This is a genomic window from Arthrobacter globiformis (genome assembly GCF_003261175.1).
Taxonomy (GTDB): Bacteria; Actinomycetota; Actinomycetes; order Actinomycetales; family Micrococcaceae; genus Arthrobacter; species Arthrobacter globiformis_A.
This window is the reverse complement of the sequence record NZ_QLNP01000105.1, coordinates 34,033-53,651: the sequence shown is the minus strand read 5'-3', so window position 1 is coordinate 53,651 and position 19,619 is coordinate 34,033. Positions and strand designations below refer to the sequence as shown.

At 69.2% G+C, this 19,619-nt stretch carries 20 protein-coding genes and 1 riboswitch; of the genes, 5 read left to right on the top strand and 15 right to left on the bottom strand.

Features of this window, described 5'->3' with window-relative positions:
- Positions 1–55: 55 nt before the first annotated feature.
- From hemL to hemE, 10 genes are all read right to left on the bottom strand, one after another.
- Positions 56–1,387 (bottom strand): glutamate-1-semialdehyde 2,1-aminomutase, encoded by a 1,332-nt coding sequence (hemL, locus tag DBZ45_RS21065; protein WP_111905770.1) that lies wholly within the window; start codon positions 1,385–1,387, stop codon positions 56–58.
- Between the two features lie 13 nt (positions 1,388–1,400).
- Positions 1,401–2,531 carry an LLM class flavin-dependent oxidoreductase gene (locus DBZ45_RS21060; RefSeq protein ID WP_111905769.1) on the bottom strand — a complete coding sequence of 377 codons (1,131 nt, stop codon included), beginning with the start codon at positions 2,529–2,531 and terminating at the stop codon, positions 1,401–1,403.
- Positions 2,531–3,511: a porphobilinogen synthase gene (gene hemB, locus DBZ45_RS21055; RefSeq protein ID WP_111905768.1), complete on the bottom strand. Its 981-nt coding sequence runs from the start codon at positions 3,509–3,511 to the stop codon at positions 2,531–2,533. Before hemB ends, DBZ45_RS21060 begins: the two co-directional genes overlap by 1 nt.
- Positions 3,512–3,554: 43 nt before the next feature.
- Entirely contained in the window at positions 3,555–4,472 is a 918-nt protein-coding gene (locus tag DBZ45_RS21050) for a uroporphyrinogen-III synthase (protein WP_111905767.1), read from the bottom strand.
- 23 nt (positions 4,473–4,495) lie between these two features.
- Complete coding sequence (gene hemC, locus DBZ45_RS21045; RefSeq protein ID WP_111905766.1) at positions 4,496–5,494, bottom strand: hydroxymethylbilane synthase; 999 nt, start codon at positions 5,492–5,494, stop codon at positions 4,496–4,498.
- On the bottom strand, positions 5,491–6,726 hold the full coding sequence (locus DBZ45_RS21040; protein ID WP_111905765.1) for a ferrochelatase: 1,236 nt from the start codon (positions 6,724–6,726) through the stop codon (positions 5,491–5,493). Before DBZ45_RS21040 ends, hemC begins: the two co-directional genes overlap by 4 nt.
- Entirely contained in the window at positions 6,723–7,424 is a 702-nt protein-coding gene (gene hemQ / locus DBZ45_RS21035; RefSeq protein ID WP_111905764.1) for a hydrogen peroxide-dependent heme synthase, read from the bottom strand. Before hemQ ends, DBZ45_RS21040 begins: the two co-directional genes overlap by 4 nt.
- 74 nt (positions 7,425–7,498) lie before the next feature.
- Entirely contained in the window at positions 7,499–8,566 is a 1,068-nt protein-coding gene (locus tag DBZ45_RS22745) for a hypothetical protein (protein ID WP_146617548.1), read from the bottom strand.
- A 119-nt stretch (positions 8,567–8,685) separates the two neighbouring features.
- Positions 8,686–10,170 (bottom strand): protoporphyrinogen oxidase, encoded by a 1,485-nt coding sequence (gene hemG / locus DBZ45_RS21025; protein ID WP_111905762.1) that lies wholly within the window; start codon positions 10,168–10,170, stop codon positions 8,686–8,688.
- A 6-nt stretch (positions 10,171–10,176) separates the two neighbouring features.
- Positions 10,177–11,271 carry a uroporphyrinogen decarboxylase gene (hemE, locus tag DBZ45_RS21020; protein WP_111905761.1) on the bottom strand — a complete coding sequence of 365 codons (1,095 nt, stop codon included), beginning with the start codon at positions 11,269–11,271 and terminating at the stop codon, positions 10,177–10,179.
- A 157-nt stretch (positions 11,272–11,428) separates the two neighbouring features.
- Between hemE and DBZ45_RS21015 the strand changes: the two genes are divergently transcribed.
- Positions 11,429–12,814, top strand: a complete 1,386-nt coding sequence (locus DBZ45_RS21015; RefSeq protein WP_223257203.1) for a glutamyl-tRNA reductase — start codon at positions 11,429–11,431, stop codon at positions 12,812–12,814.
- 96 nt (positions 12,815–12,910) lie between these two features.
- Positions 12,911–13,597 (top strand): hypothetical protein, encoded by a 687-nt coding sequence (locus tag DBZ45_RS21010; protein WP_111905759.1) that lies wholly within the window; start codon positions 12,911–12,913, stop codon positions 13,595–13,597.
- Between the two features lie 61 nt (positions 13,598–13,658).
- Here DBZ45_RS21010 and moeB read toward each other — a convergent pair whose 3' ends face one another.
- Positions 13,659–14,858: a molybdopterin-synthase adenylyltransferase MoeB gene (gene moeB / locus DBZ45_RS21005; RefSeq protein ID WP_111905758.1), complete on the bottom strand. Its 1,200-nt coding sequence runs from the start codon at positions 14,856–14,858 to the stop codon at positions 13,659–13,661.
- Positions 14,859–14,942: 84 nt separating this feature from the next.
- Here moeB and DBZ45_RS21000 point away from each other — a divergent pair, with 84 nt between their 5' ends.
- The 3 genes from DBZ45_RS21000 to DBZ45_RS20990 are packed head-to-tail and all read left to right on the top strand — an operon-like array spanning position 14,943 to position 16,203.
- A complete protein-coding gene (locus DBZ45_RS21000; protein WP_111905757.1) occupies positions 14,943–15,611 on the top strand; it encodes a TetR/AcrR family transcriptional regulator in 669 nt (222 codons plus the stop codon).
- 56 nt (positions 15,612–15,667) lie between these two features.
- Positions 15,668–15,892, top strand: coding sequence for a DUF3107 domain-containing protein (locus DBZ45_RS20995; RefSeq protein WP_003805104.1), 225 nt, complete (start codon positions 15,668–15,670; stop codon positions 15,890–15,892).
- A gap of 8 nt (positions 15,893–15,900) precedes the next feature.
- Positions 15,901–16,203 carry a hypothetical protein gene (locus tag DBZ45_RS20990; RefSeq protein ID WP_111905756.1) on the top strand — a complete coding sequence of 101 codons (303 nt, stop codon included), beginning with the start codon at positions 15,901–15,903 and terminating at the stop codon, positions 16,201–16,203.
- A gap of 206 nt (positions 16,204–16,409) precedes the next feature.
- On the opposite strand, the gene DBZ45_RS20985 is transcribed toward DBZ45_RS20990, so the two are convergent.
- From DBZ45_RS20985 to thiO, 4 genes are all read right to left on the bottom strand, one after another.
- The gene (locus tag DBZ45_RS20985) at positions 16,410–17,096 is read right to left on the bottom strand and encodes a 4a-hydroxytetrahydrobiopterin dehydratase (protein WP_111905755.1); all 687 of its coding nucleotides are present in this window, start codon (positions 17,094–17,096) and stop codon (positions 16,410–16,412) included.
- Between the two features lie 62 nt (positions 17,097–17,158).
- Positions 17,159–17,941: a thiazole synthase gene (locus tag DBZ45_RS20980; protein WP_440130542.1), complete on the bottom strand. Its 783-nt coding sequence runs from the start codon at positions 17,939–17,941 to the stop codon at positions 17,159–17,161.
- 17 nt (positions 17,942–17,958) lie between these two features.
- Entirely contained in the window at positions 17,959–18,195 is a 237-nt protein-coding gene (gene thiS / locus DBZ45_RS20975) for a sulfur carrier protein ThiS (protein WP_111905753.1), read from the bottom strand.
- Between the two features lie 34 nt (positions 18,196–18,229).
- On the bottom strand, positions 18,230–19,495 hold the full coding sequence (thiO, locus tag DBZ45_RS20970; RefSeq protein ID WP_111906006.1) for a glycine oxidase ThiO: 1,266 nt from the start codon (positions 19,493–19,495) through the stop codon (positions 18,230–18,232).
- Positions 19,487–19,607, bottom strand: a riboswitch (TPP riboswitch). It overlaps the preceding gene by 9 nt.
- Between the last annotated feature and the right edge of the window lie 12 nt (positions 19,608–19,619).

Below are 19,619 nucleotides of genomic sequence, written 5' to 3'. Positions count from 1 at the left end.
CACCCGCCGCGGCGGGTGCCAGAGTTTTTTAACGAGAAGAAAGCCCGACGGCGGGTCAGGCCTTCGCTGCGGCGGCCGCCTCCGCGGCGGCGGGCAGTGCCTCAAAGATCCGGTTCATGGCGGCGTCGTCGTGTGCCGCGGACAGGAACCAGGCTTCGAAGACGGACGGCGGCAGGTAGACGCCCGAATCCAGCATCGAATGGAAGAAGGGCGCGTAGCGGAACGACTCCTGCTTCAGTGCGTCGCTGTAGTTGTGGACCCCCTGCTCGGACGTGCCGAACGCCACCGAGAACAGGTTGCCGGCTCGCTGGATGGAGTGGTCCACGCCGGCCGCATCCAAGGCTGAGGCCAGGGCGCCGGACAGTTCCAGCGACCGCGCGTCCACAAACGAGTACACCTCCCGCGTGGCGTGGGTCAGGGTGGCCACACCGGCAGCCATGGCCACCGGGTTGCCCGACAGCGTACCGGCCTGGTAGACGGGACCGAGCGGCGCGAGGTGGTCCATGACGTCGGCGCGTCCGCCGAGCGCCGCCGTCGGCATGCCCCCGCCGATCACCTTGCCGAACGTCAAAAGGTCCGGGGTCCACTTCTCGGTGGCGTCGGCGGCGCCGCCGGTGAGGCCCCAGTAGCCCGAGTATCCGGTGCGGAAGCCGGTCAGGACCTCGTCGACGATCAGCAGGGCGCCGTGGGCCGCGGTGATCCGTGAGAGGCCGGCATTGAAGCCTTCGCCCGGCGTTACGACGCCCATGTTGGCGGGTGCTGCCTCGGTGATGACGGCGGCGATGTTGGGGCCGTGCTCGGCGAAGGCGGCCTCGACGGCGCCGAGGTCGTTGTAGGGCAGCACCAGGGTCTCGGCGGCGGTGGCTGCCGTGACGCCGGCGGAACCGGGCAGGGCGAGGGTGGCCACGCCGGAGCCTGCGGACGCGAGCAGCCCGTCAAGGTGCCCGTGGTAGCAGCCGGCAAACTTGATCACCAGGTTGCGGCCGGTGAATCCCCGGGCGAGCCGGATCGCCGTCATGGTGGCTTCCGTGCCAGTGGAGACCATGCGCAGCCGTTCAACGGCGGAAACGCGTTCCTTGACGATGGCCGCGAGGTTGGCCTCATCGGGGGTCGAGGCACCGAAGGAGAGGCCGCGGTCCACGGCGGCGTGCACGGCGTCAAGGACCGCCGGGTGAGCGTGCCCCAGCAAGGCCGGGCCCCAGGAGCAAACCAGGTCCACGTACTCCTTGCCGTCGGCGTCGGTCAGGTACGGGCCCTTGGCCGCCACCATGAAGCGGGGCGTCCCGCCGACGGAACCGAAGGCGCGGACCGGGGAGTTCACGCCGCCGGGCATCAGCTGGCGGGCGCGGTCGAAAAGTTCCTCGTTGCGAGGGGTGCTGGAAGTCATGGTTCCCATTCTTTCAGTCAGTGGGAGTGTCACCGGAGTCATCAGTGTCACCGGACAGGAGCTCGGCCACCCGCGGTGCCACCACGGTGCCGAAGAGTTCGATGCAGCGCATCATGGATTCGTGCGGCAGCGTGCCGTTGCCGTATTTCAGGTCGAAGCGGTCCACGCCGAGGTTCCGCTTGAGCAGCGCGATCTTTTGCGCCACCGTCTCCGGTGACCCGACGTACAGGGCGCCCTCGGGCCCGCACATGGCGTCGAATTCCCGCCGGTTTCCCGGGCCCCAGCCCCGCTCGGCGCCGATCCTGTTGCGCTGGGCAAGCCAGTGCGGAAAGAGCTCCTCGCGGGCCGCCTCGTCGGTGTCGGCGATATGGCCCGGCGAGTGGGTGGCGATCTGCTGCATCGGCCGGCCGTACTTGGCCATCGCCTCACGGTACAGGTCAACCAGCGGCGCGAAGGCGCGCGGCTGGCCGCCGATGACGGCAAAGATGATCGGGTAGCCGTACTCCGCGCAGCGCAGCACGGACTCCGGCGTGCCGCCCACCCCGATCCAGGCCGGCAGCAGGTGGTGCTCCAGCGGTGGATAGACACTCAGCCCGGCAAGGGAAGGCCGGGTGCGCCCTTCCCAGTGGACCGGCTTCTGGGCGCGCACCCTGTCGAAGAGCTCAAGCTTCTCTTCGAACAGCACCTCGTAGTCCGCCAGGTCCAGGCCGAACAGCGGAAAGGACTCGATAAACGAGCCGCGGCCCAGCATCACCTCGGCGCGGCCGCCGGAGAGGGCGTCCACTGTGGAGAAGCGCTGGAACACGCGGATGGGGTCGTCCGAACTCAAAACGGTCACGGCCGAGCCGAGCCTGATGTTGGTGGTCCTGGCCGCGGCGGCCGCCAGGAACACCTCGGGAGCCGAGACGGCAAAGTCGCGGCGGTGGTGCTCCCCCACGCCGAAGGCGTGAAGTCCGACGCCGTCGGCCAGGGCCGCCTGGTCCAGCAGCTCCCGCAGCACCTGGGCATGCGGCTTAGGCTCGCCGGCACCGTCCAGGCCGACGTCGCCGAACGTGTTCAGGCCCAGCAGGATCTGCCCCCGACTCACCGGAGCGGTCGGTCCTGTGGCCGGTTCTGTGGTCTGGCCCGGGGCCTGCTCCGTCATCAGGATTCCTTGAGCCAGCCGGCGATTTCGCTGGCCCAGTACGTGAGGACCATGTTGGCCCCGGCGCGGCGGATGCCGAGGACCGATTCGGTGATGGCGGCACGCCGGTCGATCCAGCCGTTGGCCGCGGCGGCCTCGATCATGGCGTACTCCCCGGAGATCTGGTACGCGGCAACCGGCACGGGGCTCATCCGGGCGACGTCGGCCAGGACGTCGAGGTAGCTCATGGCGGGCTTGACCATCACCATATCCGCTCCCTCGGCAAGATCCAGTCCCACCTCCTGGATGGCTTCGCGGCGGTTGGCGGCGTCCATCTGGTAGGTCCTGCGGTCGCCCTTCAGCTGAGAGTCCACAGCTTCCCGGAACGGGCCGTAGAAAGCCGACGCGTACTTCGCGGCATAGGCCACCACGGCGGTGTTTACGTGGCCGGCGTCCTCAAGTGCCTGGCGGATCACGCCGATCTGTCCGTCCATCATTCCGGACGGGCCCAGCACGTGGGCGCCGGCGTCGGCCTGGGCCACCGCCATTTTCGCGTAGATCTCCAGCGTGGCGTCGTTGTCCACGTAGCCGTCGCTGTCGAGGACGCCGCAGTGGCCGTGGTCTGTGAATTCGTCCAGGCAGACGTCACTCATCACCACAAGGCTGTCCCCCACCTCCGCCCGCACGTCGCGGATGGCCTTGTTGAGCACCCCGTCCGGGTCCAGCGACGCCGTGCCCTCTGCGTCCCGGGTCTCCGGAATGCCGAACAGCATGATGCCGCCCACGCCCAGCTCCACGGCTTCGGCCGCCGCGCGCTTGAGGGTGTCGGTGGTGTGCTGCACGACGCCCGGCATGGAGGCGATCGGGTTGGGATCCGAGAGCCCCTCGCGGATGAACGCGGGAAGGATCAGGTCTGCCGGGGCAAGCCGGTGCTCGGCCGTGAGCCTGCGCATGGCGGGGGTGGTACGGAGCCGCCGGGGGCGGTGGTGCGGAAAGCTCATGTCCTGTCCTTCACTGTGTGACTGCTGATAATGAATTGATGTTTTAGGGTGCGAAGGCCCGGATGACGGCCGCCACGAGCCCGTCAGGCGTAGCCTCCCGCGCCGTGGCCGCCACGACGAGTCCCAAGGCTTCCGCCTCAGCCGCTGTCGCCGGGCCGATGGCCACGAGGCGGCAGGAGCCGAGCGGCGCGAGGGTGGCGTCGATGCGCCGCACCGCGCTGGGTGAAGCGGCGACGACGGCGGCCAGGGCGCCGTCGTCAACCTCGGCTTTCGCTTCGGCGGGCGTGAGCAGCGGCAGCGAAGTGGTGCCTTCACTATCGGCGCCTTCACAGCCGGTCCGGCCAAGGCCGCCAATAGTTTGGCCAAGGCGCCGCGCCGGCTCGGCCGGGAAGTCCACGGTGGAATAGGCCACTACGGTGCGCACCCGGGCGCCCTTCGCTGCAAGCCCCCGGGCCAGCGCAGGGGCCGCGATATCGGCCTGCGGCAGCAGCACGGCGGCAGGGCCGCCGGGCCACCCGCTGACGATCCCGGCGGCTGAATGTTCCTGCTCCGGCTCGAAGTGCACGGCAATTCCGGCAGCCTCAAGCGCCTTCCGGCTGGCGGGGCCCACGGCGGCAACCAGGGTTCCGGCCGGAAGCCAGTCTCCGAGTTCCACGGCGCGCTCTGCCGCCTTTTCCTGCAATGCCAGGACGGTGGTGGCACTGCTGACCACGAGCCACTCGAAGCTGCCCGCGCCCAGAGCCTCAAAGGCGTCGTCGAACGCTACCTGGTCCGGGGCGCGTTCGGCGGCCGTCAGCGGCAGCAGGAGGGGAACGGCGCCGGCCAGCCGCAGTGCCTCGGCGAGGGGCCCGGACCGCTCGGGGCTCCGCGTCACCAGGACGCGTTGTCCGTCCAGCGGACGTTCTTCCAGCGGACGTGATTCCGCCGGACGTTCGCCCGCTTCGTCCTCCCCGCTCGTCATTCGCATACGGTGGCCGGCTGCGGTCAGGAAGCCGTCAGGTCCGCGATGTCCGCAGCCCCCGCTGCCAGCAGGACCTCGGCCAGTTCGATTCCGAGCAGGGTGGCGCCCACCTCGGTGAGTCCGTCGGTCGCCCGCTTGTCCCGCACCGAGGCGGTGCCGTCCACGGCGCAGACCACGGCTTCCAGGTGGAGCATGCTGCCCTTCCGGTAGGCGTACGCGCCCACGGGGGCGGCGCAGCCTGCCTCCAGCCGGGCAAGCAGCGCGCGTTCGGCTGTGACCGCAAGTCTGGTGTCGGCGTCGTCAAGGGCGGTCAGCGCCTGGGCGAGCACGCCCCGCGACCCCCCGCTGGAGCCCGCGCGGGCGGGTGCCTCGGCGGTGCGGCATTCGATGGCCAGCGATCCCTGGCCGGCTGCCGGGAGCATGATGTCCGTCTCCAGGTATTCGGTGACGGTGTCCAGGCGGCCGATCCGTTCCAGTCCCGCGGCGGCGAGGACGACGGCGTCGAGGTCACACGACTTTCCGTCAACCACAGCGTCGGTGGCGTTCCCGGGAAGCCCTGGCACCCGGCCCAGCCGCGTGTCCACGTTGCCGCGGATGTCCACGATGTCCAGGTCGGGGCGTACGGCGCGGAGCTGTGCTGCCCGGCGTGGTGAGCCGGTGCCGACGCGGGCGCCCTTGGGCAGGTCGGCCAGCTTGAGCCCGTCCCGGGCGCAGAGGACATCGCGGACGTCCACGCGGGGCGGGGTGGCGGCCAGCGTCAGGCCCGGAGCTGAACCCGTGGGCAGGTCCTTCAGGGAGTGGACAGCCACGTCGCACTCGTTCCGCAGCAGCGCGTCACGCAGTGCGGCCACGAAGACGCCGGTGCCACCCATCTGGGACAGCGAGCCGGTGAGGACATCGCCGTCGGTCCGGACATGGACGAGTTCGACATCGAAACCCCCGACGGCGGCCAGCCGGTCGGCCGTCTGCTGGGTCTGGGTCAGGGCGAGCTTGCTCGCCCTGGTGCCGATCCGTACCGTCACTTCGCGTCCTGCCCGGCAGCCGGGTAGGGGTCGTGCCCCTGTCCGACGGTGGTGTCGGCACCGGCAATGGCGGGCTTTTCGCCGCGGAAGTTTTCGCAGCAGCCGGGGCGGCATACGTCGTACCAGGGCCCGAGGCCGGTGACGGCCTGGCGGTCCGCGATGTTGTTGGCTACCGTGCGTTCGCAGATCAGTTCGACGAGACCTTCGACAAAGCGGCGGTGCGTTCCCGGCGTGGGCACGCGTGTGGCGGCGAGGCCGAGGTCGCGGCAGGTCTGCAGGGCTTCGGTGTCGAGGTCCCAGACCACCTCCATGTGGTCGCTGACAAAGCCCAGGGGCACGATCACGATGCCCGCGACGCCCTGCTTGGCAAGGGCCTCGATGGCATCGTTGATGTCCGGCTCCAGCCACGGGATGTGCGGGGCGCCGGACCGCGACTGGTAGACGAGGGACCACGGGGCGGACAGGCCGGAATCGGCTTCCACGCGGCGCATGATCTCCGTGCCGTTCGCGAGGTGCTGGGCCACGTAGGCGGAATCCTCCGCGAACTCACGGGGCTCGTCCTCGGAACGGCCGGCGGCCACGGCATCCCGGGTGGGGATGGAGTGGGTGGCAAAGAGAACGTGAACGGGTGCGTCAGGCTTGCCGGCGGCGGCAAGCTGCGCGCGCACCTCGGCGACTCCCTCGGTGGTGCCCGCGATGAAGGGTTCCACGAAGCCGGGGTGGTCGAAGTACTGGCGGACCTTGTCCACTTCCAGCCTGCCGTCGAGCCCGGTTTCGGTCAGGGCCATGCCGATGTCCTCGCGGTACTGGCGGCAGCTGGAGTAGCAGGAGTACGCGCTCGTGGTGAGCATGAGCAGCCGGCGGTGGCCGGCGTCGTACGCTTCCTGGAGGGTCTGCGGGATGTAGGGATCCCAGTTGCGGTTGCCCCACAGCACGGGCAAGTCGATGCCCCGCGCCGCCAGCTCAGCCTCGAGGGCGGCCTTCAGCTCGCGGTTCTGCTGGTTGATCGGGCTGATGCCGCCGTTGGCACGGTAGTGGTGGGATACCTCTTCGAGGCGCTCATCGGGGATACCCCGGCCTCGCGTGACGTTGCGGAGGAACGGGATGACGTCGTCCTGGCCTTCGGGGCCGCCGAAGGAGGCGAGGAGGACGCCGTCGTATTCCTTGGGGGCTAGCCTGCCGGCCTCGGTAACAGGGTTCGCGGTGTCTTCCTGCGGGTCCAACGGACTCATGCGAGGACCTCGGCGATCTCGCCCGCGGTGATCCGCCGCCCGGTGTAGAAGGGGATCTCCTCGCGCACGTGGTTGCGAGCTTCGGTGGAGCGCAGGTGGCGCATCAGGTCCACGAGATCCACGAGCTCGGGTGCCTCCAGGCCGAGGATCCATTCCCAGTCCCCGAGCGCGAAGGATGACACGGTGTTCGAAATGACCTGCGGGAAGTCGCGGCCCAGCAGGCCGTGGTCGCGCAGCATCTGGCCGCGCTCGTTCTCCGGCAGCAGGTACCACTCGTAGGAGCGGACGAACGGGTACACGCACAGCCACTCGGCCGGTGCCACGCCGCGTGAGTACGCCGGGGTGTGGTTCTTGGCGAACTCCGCTTCACGGTGCACGCCCATGGCGGACCAGACGATCTCGGTTCCCGCGAACAGCTTGCTGCGGCGGATGTCACGGATGGCCTGCTGCAGCGCCTCGGGCTTGGGGCCGTGGAGCCAGACCATGACGTCGGCGTCGGCCCGCATGGCGGACACATCGTAGCTTCCGCGGTGGGTGACCCCGCCCTCGGCCAGGCGCGCCACCAGGGCGTCGAAATCCTCGGCGGCATCGGCGCTGCGAAGGGCCTCGGCGGAGCGCTTGAAAACGGTCCAGAGGGTGAAGAACTGCTCGGCTGATTCTTCGGTTTTGGTGACAGATTCGGCAGGAGTGTGGCTCATGGTTACTATCCTGCCCCTTCCATGCGGCCTAAGTCGAAAAACTCGACTTCTACGTCGCGTAGAAGTGGTTTATTTCACAGCGACCGCCGGATCCGTACTGCGGCCACACCCGCCGCCCCGGCAAGCGCGAGGAGCCCTGCACCCCACCACACCTGTGGCTCAATGGTTCCGCTCCGTGACACGCCCATGACGGCACCCTCTGCCGGCCCGCGCGTGTAGGGCGAACTGATCGTGGCCATGTTGTTGGGGCCCGCCAGCTGCGCCGAGCCCCAGACTCCGCCGGCAACGCCCGCGGCCGAGCGTCCCCGCAGGCCGGCGCCGGCCGACAGGCCCGCGATCTCCTCGAACGGGCTGGCGTCCGCGGAGGGGGTTTCGGTGGTCGCAGCGCTTTGCGAACTGCCGGCCGCCGGGGAGCCGGGAGCGGATCCGGCGGGGGAAGAGCCGCCGGTGCCGTTTGAGGGTCCCCACCAGCCTCCGGTTTCTGCTGCCGTTCCAGGCGCCGGAGCCGTTCCCGGGGAGGACGGGGCTGCCGACGAAGACGCCGGGGCCGGGGTTCCTGACCGGGTCGGGGCAGGCGCCGAACTTCCCGACGAGCTTGGCGGCGGGGCGGGAGATGACGGCGCCGGAGTGGTGGGGACCGGAGCGGACGGAACCGTCGGAACCGGAACGGACGGGACCGTCGGAGTCGGAACCGGGACGGACGGGACCGTGACGGAAGGAGACGGCACGGGCACGGCCGGCGTCGGGCGGGCGGAGATGGTCACGGACGGGTCCGGCGTCGGAACCGGAGCCACGGGCGCCAGCGACGGCGGCACGGAAGGTGAGGGCCGGTCCGAGGACCGGGGATCGCCGGACCTGTGGTCGCCATCCCGGTGATCATTGGATAGTGTTCGCTCGTTGGACAGGGCGGCCGCCGCCCAGGCTTCGAGCCCCGCGGCGTCGCCAACGGTGGCGCCCAGCCCCGCCGCGGCGGTGGTGCCGCCATCCGGGTCTCCCAGCAGGTCGGACGCAGCAGCGTTGGATGCAGGAACCCCTGCGGACAAGACCAGTACCGCTCCGAACGCTGCCGCTGCTGTGCCGCGCCGAAGTCCCCCATGGAAACCAGTCAGCGAACGAAAACCATCGGACTTCTGATTGACCATAGTCATCGACCCTAGACACAATTTCGCGCCGGGGAAAACTTGCGGAAGGGTCCTCCCGGAAGGTATCGCGGGCGGCAGGTAAGCTGCCTCCCCGCAACCGTCCGCGAGAGCGGGGACGGCTACGCCAGCAAGGACGTGACTTGCGCTTTCGTGTCGGCCACCACAGCCGCCAGCCCGTTGCCGGCCAGCCAGCCGCCAACCATCAGCAGTCCGTCCGTGCCGGCGCAGATCTGCCGCACCTCGGCGACCCGCTGCCGGTGCCCCACAGCGGCAAAAGGCAGCGCTCCGGCCCAGCTGACGACGTCCCAGTCCACCAGCGCCTCCCGTGTGACGGGCACCGTCAGCAGCGCTGACGCATCCTGCAAAGCCGTGTCAAGCAATGCCTCATCCGATGCCGATTCCGGCCCCGGTGCGGCGGCAGCCGCCGCGGCTTGCGCACCCTCACTGCGCCCGTAGGAGAGCCGCAGCACGTGCCTGCCGGGTCCGGCCGCGTCCGCCACCCAGTCCCATTTGCCGGTGGCATGGGTGAGGGCCTTCGCCCGGATTCCCTCCGTTTGCGGCGCCACCAGGATTCCCGTTCCGCGCGGACGACGGTCCAGCGCGGGAAGGTCAACAACGAGTGTCACAAGCTTGACCACAGGCCCGGGTCCGGGCTGATGCCCGGCCAGCGCCGGCACCGCTTTCCCTAGGAGCCGTATGGCGGATGGTCCGTCCAGGGCAACCACCAGGACGTCGGCCTTGTAGCTGCTCTCCCCCGCCGTTACCTCCCAGCCGTTCGGGGTCCGCGCAGCGCCGGTTGCCGCTGTCCCCGGCATCAGCTGCACGCCGCGTGCCCGGAGGTCCGCCACGAGCTCCGTGACGAGGGTGTGCATGCCGCCCTTCAGGCCGGCGACGGCGGAGCCTGCCTTGGCAGGCTTGGCTTCCGTTGGTGCGCCGTGCGTGGGCGTGGTTTGCGTGCCTGTCCCCTTGCGCTGGGCAGCCACGGCGGCGGCCAGCGAGCCGTGCCGGGCGATGCCGGCGCGCAACCCCGGCGCCACCATATCGACGTCGAGCAGACCCGGGTCAGCCGAATGCACGCCGCCCACCACGGGTTCGACCAGCCGTTCCAGGACGCGGCGTCCCATCCGGGCCCGCACCAGCGCGGAGACGCTGGAAACCTCGGCGGTGGTCCCCACGGAGGCGGGCAGCAGTTTGTCCAGCGCGGCGCGCAGGGAGCCGCCCAGGCCCAGCGAGCGGCGGACCTCCGGGTCCCACGGATTGGCCGGGATGCCCAGCACGCCCGTCTTGGGAAGTTCGCGGGGTCCGGCCGGCAGCTGCACCCAGGCGCCGCCCGGCCGCGGGGCAACGATATGTCCGCCCAGCCCGAGCTCGGCGGCGAGGTCGGCCACCGCAGTGGAGCGGGTGGCGAAGGACTCAGCCCCGCTGTCCAGGGTCAGCCCCGCAACGTCATGCCTGCCGACACAGCCGCCCCAGGCTTCAGCGGCTTCCAGCACCGTGGTGTGGAGGCCCGCCCGTGCCAGTTCCCGGGCGGCCAGGAGCCCGGAGATGCCGCCGCCGACCACCAGCGCCGTGCGTCCGGCGGCCGGAGGACTGCCCGCAGCCACAGCCCTTTACTCCGGGGAGACGGAGTGGATGAGTTCGACGACGCGCGTCAGGACGTCGGGGTCCGTTTCCGGCGGCACGCCGTGGCCGAGGTTCAGCACGTGGCCGGGGGCCCCCGCGCCCGATGCGATGACCTCGCGGACGTGCGCCTCAAGGACCTCCCACGGGGCAGACAACAGCGCAGGATCGATGTTGCCCTGCAGCGGGACGGCGCCGCCCAGCCTGCGGTTGGCCTCCTCCAGCGGCAGCCGGTAGTCCACGCCGACGACGTCGACGCCGACGTCGCGCATGGCCACCAGAAGCTCGGAGGTGCCGGTGCCGAAATGGATCAGCGGCGCGCCCAGGTCACGTACGTGGTCCAGGGCGCGCGACGAGGCTGCGGCGACGAAACGGGTGTAGTCGGCCAGGCCAAGGGAGCCTGCCCACGAGTCAAACAGCTGGCCCGCGGAGGCGCCCGCTTCCAGCTGGGCGCGCAGGAACATGCCGGAGGCATCCGCGGCCCAGTTGGCCAGCGCCGTCCATGTCTCGGGGTCGGCGTGCATCATGGTTCGCGGGCCAAGGTGATCCCGGGAGGGGCGGCCTTCCACCATATAAGCGGCAAGTGTGAAAGGCGCGCCGGCAAAGCCGATGAGCGGGGTCTTGCCGAGCTGATCCACGGTCAGCCGGACGGCTTCCCGGATGGGTTCCAGCGACTCCTCGGTGAGGCGCGGCAGGGCGGCTACGTCGGCGGCAGTCCGCACGGGCTTATCCAGGACCGGCCCCACGCCGGGCACGATGTCGACACCGACGCCGGCCAGCTTGAGGGGAATGACAATGTCGGAGAAGAAGATGCCCGCATCAACGTCGTGCCGGCGCACCGGCTGCAGGGTGATTTCCGAGGCAAGTTCGGGACGCAGGCACGAGTCCAGCATGGCGACGCCTTCGCGGAGCTTCAGGTATTCCGGCAGGGAGCGGCCCGCCTGGCGCATGAACCACACCGGGCGGCGGCTCGGCTTGCCGCCCCGGTACGCCGTAATAAGCGGAGAGTCAGCAGTGCGTCCGTCGCGAAGCGGATGGCCTGCGTCGAGTCCGGTACCGGCGGGGGTTACAGCGCTAGAAGTCATGCCTTTGATTGTGCCCAAATTCGCCCCCAAAAGATAACGACAGGCTGTCACCCGGGGCAGTCCCTTCAACGGGTGGCAGGAATCACAGGCCTGGAAACCGGGTATCCGGACAAAGGGTTGTTCTACGCGCCTGCGAAAAAGCTATGATTGTCCTGCTGTGGTTCTTTTCTCATTGGTGGCTACACACGCCGACATCGACCTCGAAACCGTTGCTCAGCTAAGCAACGGTTCTTCTGGCATTGCCACGTCCGCCCTCGCCGGTTCGCCGGCGGTCAAGGGGGCGGTTGTCCTTGCCACCTGCAACCGCTACGAAATCTACGGCGAGGCGCCGCACGCCGACGACGTCGAGGCCGCACGCGCCGCCCTTGTCAGCCAGATCAGCGATTCGAGCGGCCTCACCGAGCAGCTGGTGTCCCGGTCGTTCAGCACCCGCACCGGCCCCGAGGTCACCGAGCACCTCTTTGCCGTGAGCTCCGGACTCGACTCCGCCGTCGTGGGCGAGCGTGAAATTGCCGGGCAGGTGCGCCGGGCCCTGATCACTGCCCAGCACGAGGGAACCGCCAGCGCCGGGCTGGTCCGCCTGTTCCAGGCCGCCTCCAAGACCGCCAAGGATGTCGGCGCGCAGACAGCCCTCGGCTCCCGCGGCCTGTCCATCGTCTCGGTCGCACTCGACCTCGCCACCGACCTTTCCGAAGAGACCGACTGGTCGAAGAAGAAGGTGGTGGTGTTCGGCACCGGCGCATACGCCGGAGCCACCATGGCCCTGCTCCGCGAACGCGGCTGCCGCGACATCGCGGTGTTCTCGTCGTCAGGACGTGCCGCCACCTTCGTGGCAACGCGCGGCGGGACCGCCCTCGACGGCGACACGCTGCACGCGGCCGTCGCGGCCGCCGACGTCATGATCGGCTGCAGCGGCTCTGACACGAGGGTGGAAGCCGCCGAGCTCGCCCAGGTCCGCGCCGGCTCCGCCCAGCCGCTGATCGCCATCGACCTGGCGCTCACCCACGATTTTGATCCCGCGGTCGGAGAGCTCGACGGCGTGGAGCTGCTGACGCTGGAATCCGTCCGGCTTGCAGCACCCCAGGAGCAGGCGGAGTCACTCGCGCAGGCCAGCAGCATTGTTTCCGGGGCCGCCCAGGCGTTTGAACAGGAACGCGAGGCACGCTCCGTGGATTCGGCCATTGTGGCCCTCCGCCGCCACACCATGAACGTGCTCGACGCGGAAATGGAAAAGGTGCGCGCCCGACACGGCTGCACCGCCGCCGCCGAAGAAGTGGAGTTTGCGCTGCGCCGGATGGTGAAGCAGCTGCTCCACGTCCCCACCGTGCGCGCCCGCGAGCTGGCGTCCAACGGCCAGCAGGACGACTACGTCGCTGCGCTGGAAACCCTGTACGGCATCACTGTGGAGCAGCCGGCCGCCGCGTCCAAGGCCGAGTGCCCCGTGGACCACAGCGCACTCGCTGCGGGCAGCCTGTCGAATACCGGGCCCCTGCAGGACTCCGCACTCCCGCAGGAAAATGAGGCACGCAGGAACTCCGCCTAGCCTGCATATGTTCTGACAAACCGGACCTCATAAGCTTTCCATAGGTTCCCCGCGCAGCATTGAAGTTGCCCGTGAACACCATATTGGGGAGCCATCATGAATTTTTCTTCACCGGCCTCTGCCGTGCCGTCCCTGAGCCGCCGGCAATTCGGACTTATCCTGGGCGGTGGAGCGCTCCTGCTGGTAGGCGGCGGGACGTACGGCATCGTGTCCCGTGGCAGACCCGGCGGCGGAGCCGGGCTCTCCACAACGTTCGGCACACTTTCGCTCGTCGACGCCGGACGCCTGGCCAGGCTTGACGCCCAGGGGCAGCCCGCCGCCACGCCGCTCGCCTCGGCCGTGTCCCAGGTCACGGACGGAACGCGCAGGGCCGTTGCGGCAGGCCCCCCGGGAATCCAGCGCGTTTCCAGCCGCCAAGGTGCCGCGGTGGACGACCACCACAGCGACCCCCTCCTGGACTCAGACTGGCCGCAGCCCGGAAACTTCACGTGGGGCGACGTCGTCGTGCTCGAAGTGGCGCTCACCAATGTCCGGCCCGAGCCGGTCCTGTTCAGCCCGGGACAGCTGCGCCTCAAGCTGCTGCCCTCGGGCATCACGGTAGCCCCGCAGGACGCCGACCGCGGCCCCGGCACGATTGCCGCCGGCGCCACCGAAAAGGTCTGGATCAGTTACCTGGCCCCGCACGATTCTGTCGCCATGGAAATCGAGTACACAGGGCTGGACGAGGACGCCCCTCGGGCCCTTGCGCTCCCGCTGTTGACGGTCGCCCAGGTCCGGTCATGAGCCCGGTACCGGCTCGCCGCATGCGTGCCAGCCTCAATAGACCGCGGTGAGGGAGGCTGGGTCAGTAGACCGGCTTTTGCGGTTCCACGTCGCGCACCCAGGCGAGGATGCCGCCGTCGAGATGGCTGACGCGCTGGTAGCCGGCCTTCCGGGCGGCTGCCAGCACGGCGGCCGAGCGAGTCCCGGCCTTGCAGTGGAACACGATGTCCCTGTCCTGCGGCAACTCGCTCCACGCCTCGCCGGCGAGAATCCGCCCCTGCGGGATCAGGACGGAGCCGTCTATCCGGACGATGTCATACTCCCCCGATTCACGCACGTCCACGAGGTCGAAGTCCTTCAGCCCGGCCTGCCGCGAGGCCAGCATCGTGGCCAGCTGCGTTGCCGTCACGGTGTGCCCGGCGTCGGCGGTCTCCGCCGGGGCGACGCCGCAGAAGGCCTCGTAGTCGGTGAGTTCCGTGATCCGCGGGGCGTCCGGGTCCTTGGACACCCTGATCTCGCGCCAGCTGCCGCCCAGGGCGTCGTACAGCGCCACGCGGCCCAGCAGGGAGCGCCCGACGCCGGTGATCAGCTTGACGGCCTCCGTCACCATGAGCGATCCGACGGCCGCGCACAGCATCCCGAACACGCCGCCCTCCCCGCACGACGGCACGGAACCGGCCGGCGGCGCCTCCGGGTAGAGGTCCCGGTACGTGGGGCCGTGCTGCTCCCAGAACACACTGACCTGCCCGTCGAAGCGGAAGATGGACCCCCACACGTATGGCTTGCCGAGGATGGCGGCGGCGTCGTTCACCAGGTAGCGCGTGGCGAAGTTGTCCGCGCCGTCCAGGATGAGGTCATAACCGGCGAAAAGCTCCAGGGCGTTGGAGGCATCCAGCCTGACGTTGTGCAGCCGGACGTCCACCAGCGGGTTCAGTTCCGCGATGGCGTCCCGGGCGGATTCGATCTTGGGCCGGCCCACGTCCCGCACACCGTGGATGATCTGCCGCTGCAGGTTGCTCAGGTCCACGGCGTCGTCGTCGATGATCCCGATGGTTCCCACGCCGGCTGCTGCGAGGTAGAGCAGCGCCGGCGAGCCCAGGCCGCCCGCCCCGATGACCAGCACTCGCGCGTTCTTCAGCCGGCGTTGGCCGAGTGCGCCGATTTCGGGAATGATGAGGTGCCGGGAATACCGCTCCACCTCTTCGGTGGAGAGCCCGGGCGCGGGATCGACGAGGGGGCCCGGGAGCGTGTGGACTGTATTTGCCGTGGACGGAGAAGCCATACTTCAATGTATGCCCGAAGATACCGCGCGGTCATATTACCCCCGGGTAAAGTGAAGTTAACTGAAAAGGAAAGAAGGCCAACAGTGGTTCATCATGCACCGGTTGATCGAACTCAGGCCGCGCAATCCAATGCCGGCCCCGTCCGCGCCTCCGGCCAGCGTTCCGCCAGGCTGCCGCGCGACGAGCGCCGGGCCCAGCTGCTGGCCGCAGCCCAGGAGGTTTTTGTCGCCAACGGGTACCACGGCGCCGCCATGGACGAGATCGCGGAAACGGCCCACGTCAGCAAGCCTGTGCTCTACCAGCACTTCCCGTCGAAGCGTGAGCTGTACCTTGCGCTGCTGGACAGCCATCTCGAGGCGCTGACCGAGCTCATGCTCGGGGCGATGAACTCCACCACTGACAACAAGGAACGCGTGCAGGCCGTCATGCGTGCCTATTTCCGTTTCATTGACAGCGACGACCAGGCGCACCGGCTGGTGTTCGAGTCCGACCTGATCAACGACGCCGATGTCAGCTCACGCCTGGAGACGTTCAACAAGACCTTCGCCGAGGCCATAGCGCGGATCATCGCCGAGGACACCAAGCTCCCGCTGCTGGAGGCCCAGCTGCTGGGACGCGGGCTTGCCGGCATGGCCCAGGTCAGCGCGCGCTACTGGCTCGAAACAGACGGAGATCTCGATCTCGATGTGGCCAGCGACCTGATTTACCGTTTAGCTTGGCGCGGAATCTCTCGCTTCCCCAAAGAGACCTAGACTACAACTGAAACTACCTTTGAAATTTCAACCTTGACTGGCTGGGAGGCCTTGCTGTGGAAGTAAAGATCGGCATTCAGAACGTCGGCCGTGAAATTGTGCTGGAATCGGCTCAGGATGCTGACGCTGTGGCCAAAGTAGTGGCCGAGGCCATCGCCAAGGGCAGCGAGCTGCGCCTGAACGACGAGAAGGGCCGCCAGATCATCATCCCGGCAAACGTTCTCGGCTACGTCGAAATCGGCGCAGAGGAAGTGCGCCGGGTCGGCTTCGGCGCACTGTAGGCCGAGCAGTGCTGTCCCTCGTGATCGTGGTCCTGGTGACCGCTGCCGCCGGGTTCATCGTCTGGGCCAACGACCGGCGCCACACCAAGTACGGCATCCTGGTGCCGGCGGGCACCGCTGCTGCGGTGGGCATGCTCGCCTGGATCATCTGCATCTGGGCGGGGCTGGGCTACCAGCCGGGCCTGACGTGGCTGTCGTGGGTCCTTCCCATGGCGGCCGGGACGGCTGCTGCCCTGGCAGTGGCGGTCTACCTCGGCCGGGCGCGCGCCAGGCAGGACACCCAGCGGCTGACGGCAGCGCTGAAAATTTAGCCGGCGCAGGATCTGACGGCGCCACGTCCCCTGGGCATCAGTGACCACCACCCAAGCGGGTGCGTGGTCACTGTCCTTTAACCTGCTTCAAGATGCCTCAAGCCGTGGCTCAACTGCTAGGAAGCATCGTCTGATCCTGCCGCGGACGGCTGTTGCGATGGCTGCACCGCGAGGCGCGCCTGGGGAACTCGGCCTGGACATGGCCGCTAAATAGACTCCGGCGGGGTGGCAACGTCCGGACCGCGGCCTTCCTCGGTGTGCAGGCAAAGCCGGTTTCCCTGGGCATCAGTGACCACCACCCAGTTGGGAGCGTGGTCACTGTTCATTTGCGCCCCGGTTGCCGCGGTCTTCTCCAGGACGGGTGCCGACTCGGCCTTGGAGCGGTGGATGTCCAGATGGAGGCGGTTGTCGTTCGGCGTCAGTGTCTCCTGGAACCAGAGGCCGGGACCGCGCCCGTAGGGGTCGACCAGGTCTCCGGACCGGCCCTTCCGGTAGCCCAGAGCTACCCGCCAGACCTCGGAAATTTCCGCCGCGTCAGCCGTGTCGATGCCGATGTCCACCGACCGGTACACGCCGGGCTGGGCTTCGGCGCCAGCCGCTGAGGCGGCATCGCTGACGGAGGCGGCAGCGCGGGTATCCCGCGCGGACACCTCCCCGCCGACGTCGTGGGAACTGAACCGGATGAAGACCCGGTTATAGCGCCAGTCCAGGTCCGGATGGTGGTCCATGTCCTCTGCCACACGCCCGACGGCGGCAATCAGTTCCAGTGCGACCGCCGCCGTCGGCGTCTTATAGACGGTGACAAGCCCACCGAGGCGGTAGCGCCAGTCGGGCAGCCCGGCGAGCGCTTCGTCGATCTGGGGTCGGGTGAGGATGTCGTCGCTGGCGGCCACAGCTGGCTCCTGGGAAGTACCTGTAGAGCCGGCCGTGCGCCAGCGGGCACGGGTCGGCCGGGCTAGAGGAACTCCGCCCGGCCCTCCATGGCCGACGACGCCAAGGCATGCTCACGGCGCGGGATCCGCCCGGCCGCACGCGCCAGCCTACCGGCGATCACCGAGTGTTTGAAGGCCTCTGCCATGAGTGCGGGGTTCTGGGCCCGGGTCACGGCGGTGGCCAGCAGCACGGCGTCGCACCCCAGTTCCATCGCCAGGGCCGCGTCCGAGGCTGTGCCGATCCCTGCATCCAGGACCACGGGAACGGAGGCCCGCGACACGATCAGCTCGATGTTGTGCGGATTGAGGATGCCCAGGCCCGTGCCGATCGGCGCTCCCAGCGGCATGACGGCCGATGCACCGAGGTTCTCCAGCCGCAGCGCCAGGACGGGATCGTCATTGGTGTAGGCGAAGACCTTGAAGCCCCGGTTGACGAGCTGCTCCGTGGCGTCCACCAGTTCCACGGCATCGGGCAGGAGCGTGTGCTCATCGGCGATGACTTCGAGCTTGACCCAGTCAGTCTCCAGCGCTTCCCGGGCGAGCTCCGCCGTCATGACAGCGTCCCGGGCCGTGAAGCAGCCGGCGGTGTTGGGGAGCACGCGGATGTTGTGGTCCACCAGCAGCTGGAACAGCGAGCCGGTTTCGGCAGGCGAGTAGCGCCGCATCGCGACGGTGGTCAGCTGGGTGCCGGAGGCGAGCAGCGCTGCGCCGAGACCGTCCAGGCTTGGAGCGCCGCCGGTGCCCATGATGAGCCGCGAGGTCAGCTCCACCCCGTCAATGACCAGGCTGTCTGCTGTTTCAATCATTGTTTCTGCCATCGTTCTCATCCTCCCTGGACTGCCGTGACAAGCTCGATCTCGTCGCCGTCTGCGAGCGCCGTGGCGTGCCACTGGCTGCGCGGCACGACGGCCGAGTTGCGGGCCACCGCCACACCCAGCCGCTGGCCGTCGGCGGCCTGCCCGCTGGGGGCCAGTTGGCGCCCCGTGACCTGGCTGACGAGTGAGGTAACGGAGGCGCCGTCGCTGACTTCCTGTTCGACGCCGTTCAGTGTGATGTTCATGCTGGTTCCCTGTTCTGGTCAAATGTGACGCGGGTCAAATGCTGAGTACGGCGGCGGATCCCAGAGGGTCCGAAAGCCCGGGTGAAAACCTGCCCGGCCGGAAGGCGGCCCAGCGCGGATCGGTGATGCCGTCCATGAGCTGGCGGCAGATGGCCGCAGCGGCCGGGGTCAGCAGGACGCCGTGGCGGAAGAAGCCGGTGGCGATGATGAGGCCCGCCACGTCCGTGCCGGCACCTTGCCCGCCGGCCGGCACCCGGCCCAGCAGCGGGGCGTTGTCCGGCGTGCCGGGCCGGGCCCGGGCGGTGGCTTCGACCAGCTCGAGCTCGGCAACTGCCGGCAGCAGTGCCTGGGCGTCGCGCAGCAGCTGGTAGACGCCCCCGGCGCTGGTGCCCGGCACACCGTCCTCTCGTTGGGTAGCGCCGATCACCACCGTGCCGTCCCGGCGCGGCACCACGTACACCGGCACGCCCCGCACCATGCCGCGCACGGTTGCGGTGAGCAGGGGCTGCAGGTGTGCGGGGACCCTGAGCCTGAGGATGTCTCCGTAGACCGGGCGCAGCGGCAGCTGCAGGCCTTCCGGGAGGTTCTGCAGGCTCGTCGCGGCCAGGCCGTTGGCCACCACCGTCTCGGCCGCCCTGACGGACCCGCCGCCCGCCAGCCGGACCCCGCAGACCCGTGCGCCGTCCCAGAGCAGGCCGGCGGCCTGCTCCCGCACCGCGTATCCCTCTTCGGCCGCGTTTTCCTGACGTTGCGCGGCCAGCTCGGCAGCAAGGGCCCGGACGAGTCTGCGCGGATCCACCTGGTGGTCTGCCGGGATGTCGAGGGCGCAGGAGATCCCGGGGCTGAGCAGCGGCTCCCGGGAACGTGCCTCGCGGATGGTGAGCGGTTCAACGTTCAGGCCGTGGGCCCGCTGCACGTCCCGCAGGTCCATCAGGGCCCGGCGGTCGGCCGGATCGGCACCCACCGCCAGGGTCGGCGTCGTCAGGTAGCCGGCGTCCCCGCCGGCGGTGAGCGTGGCCGCAAACTCGGGCCATCTGGCGGAGGATTCCAGCATCAGTTCCAGGAGCCCTTCCTCCTGGTAATGCAGTTCGCTGACCGGGGCGAGCATGCCCGCCGCGGCCCAGCTTGCACCGCTGCCCGGGGCTTCATCGATGAGCACCACCGAACGGCCGGAGCGCCGTGCCTCCCGGGCGATGCCATGGCCAACCACTCCGCCGCCAATGACGGCTACATCGGCCTCAAGTCCGCCGGGCTCCAGGGCTCCTGCGGAGCGTTCGTCGCCGCTGGTTTCAGGATTCACGGAATTCCTTCCCTACGCCGGTACTAACCGGATCAGGTCAAGCGGTCGGCTCTGACGCCCTCTCAGCCCTGCGTCTTTATGACAGCAGTAACGGGCTCCCGCGGTACCTGCCCAGTTTAGAGGA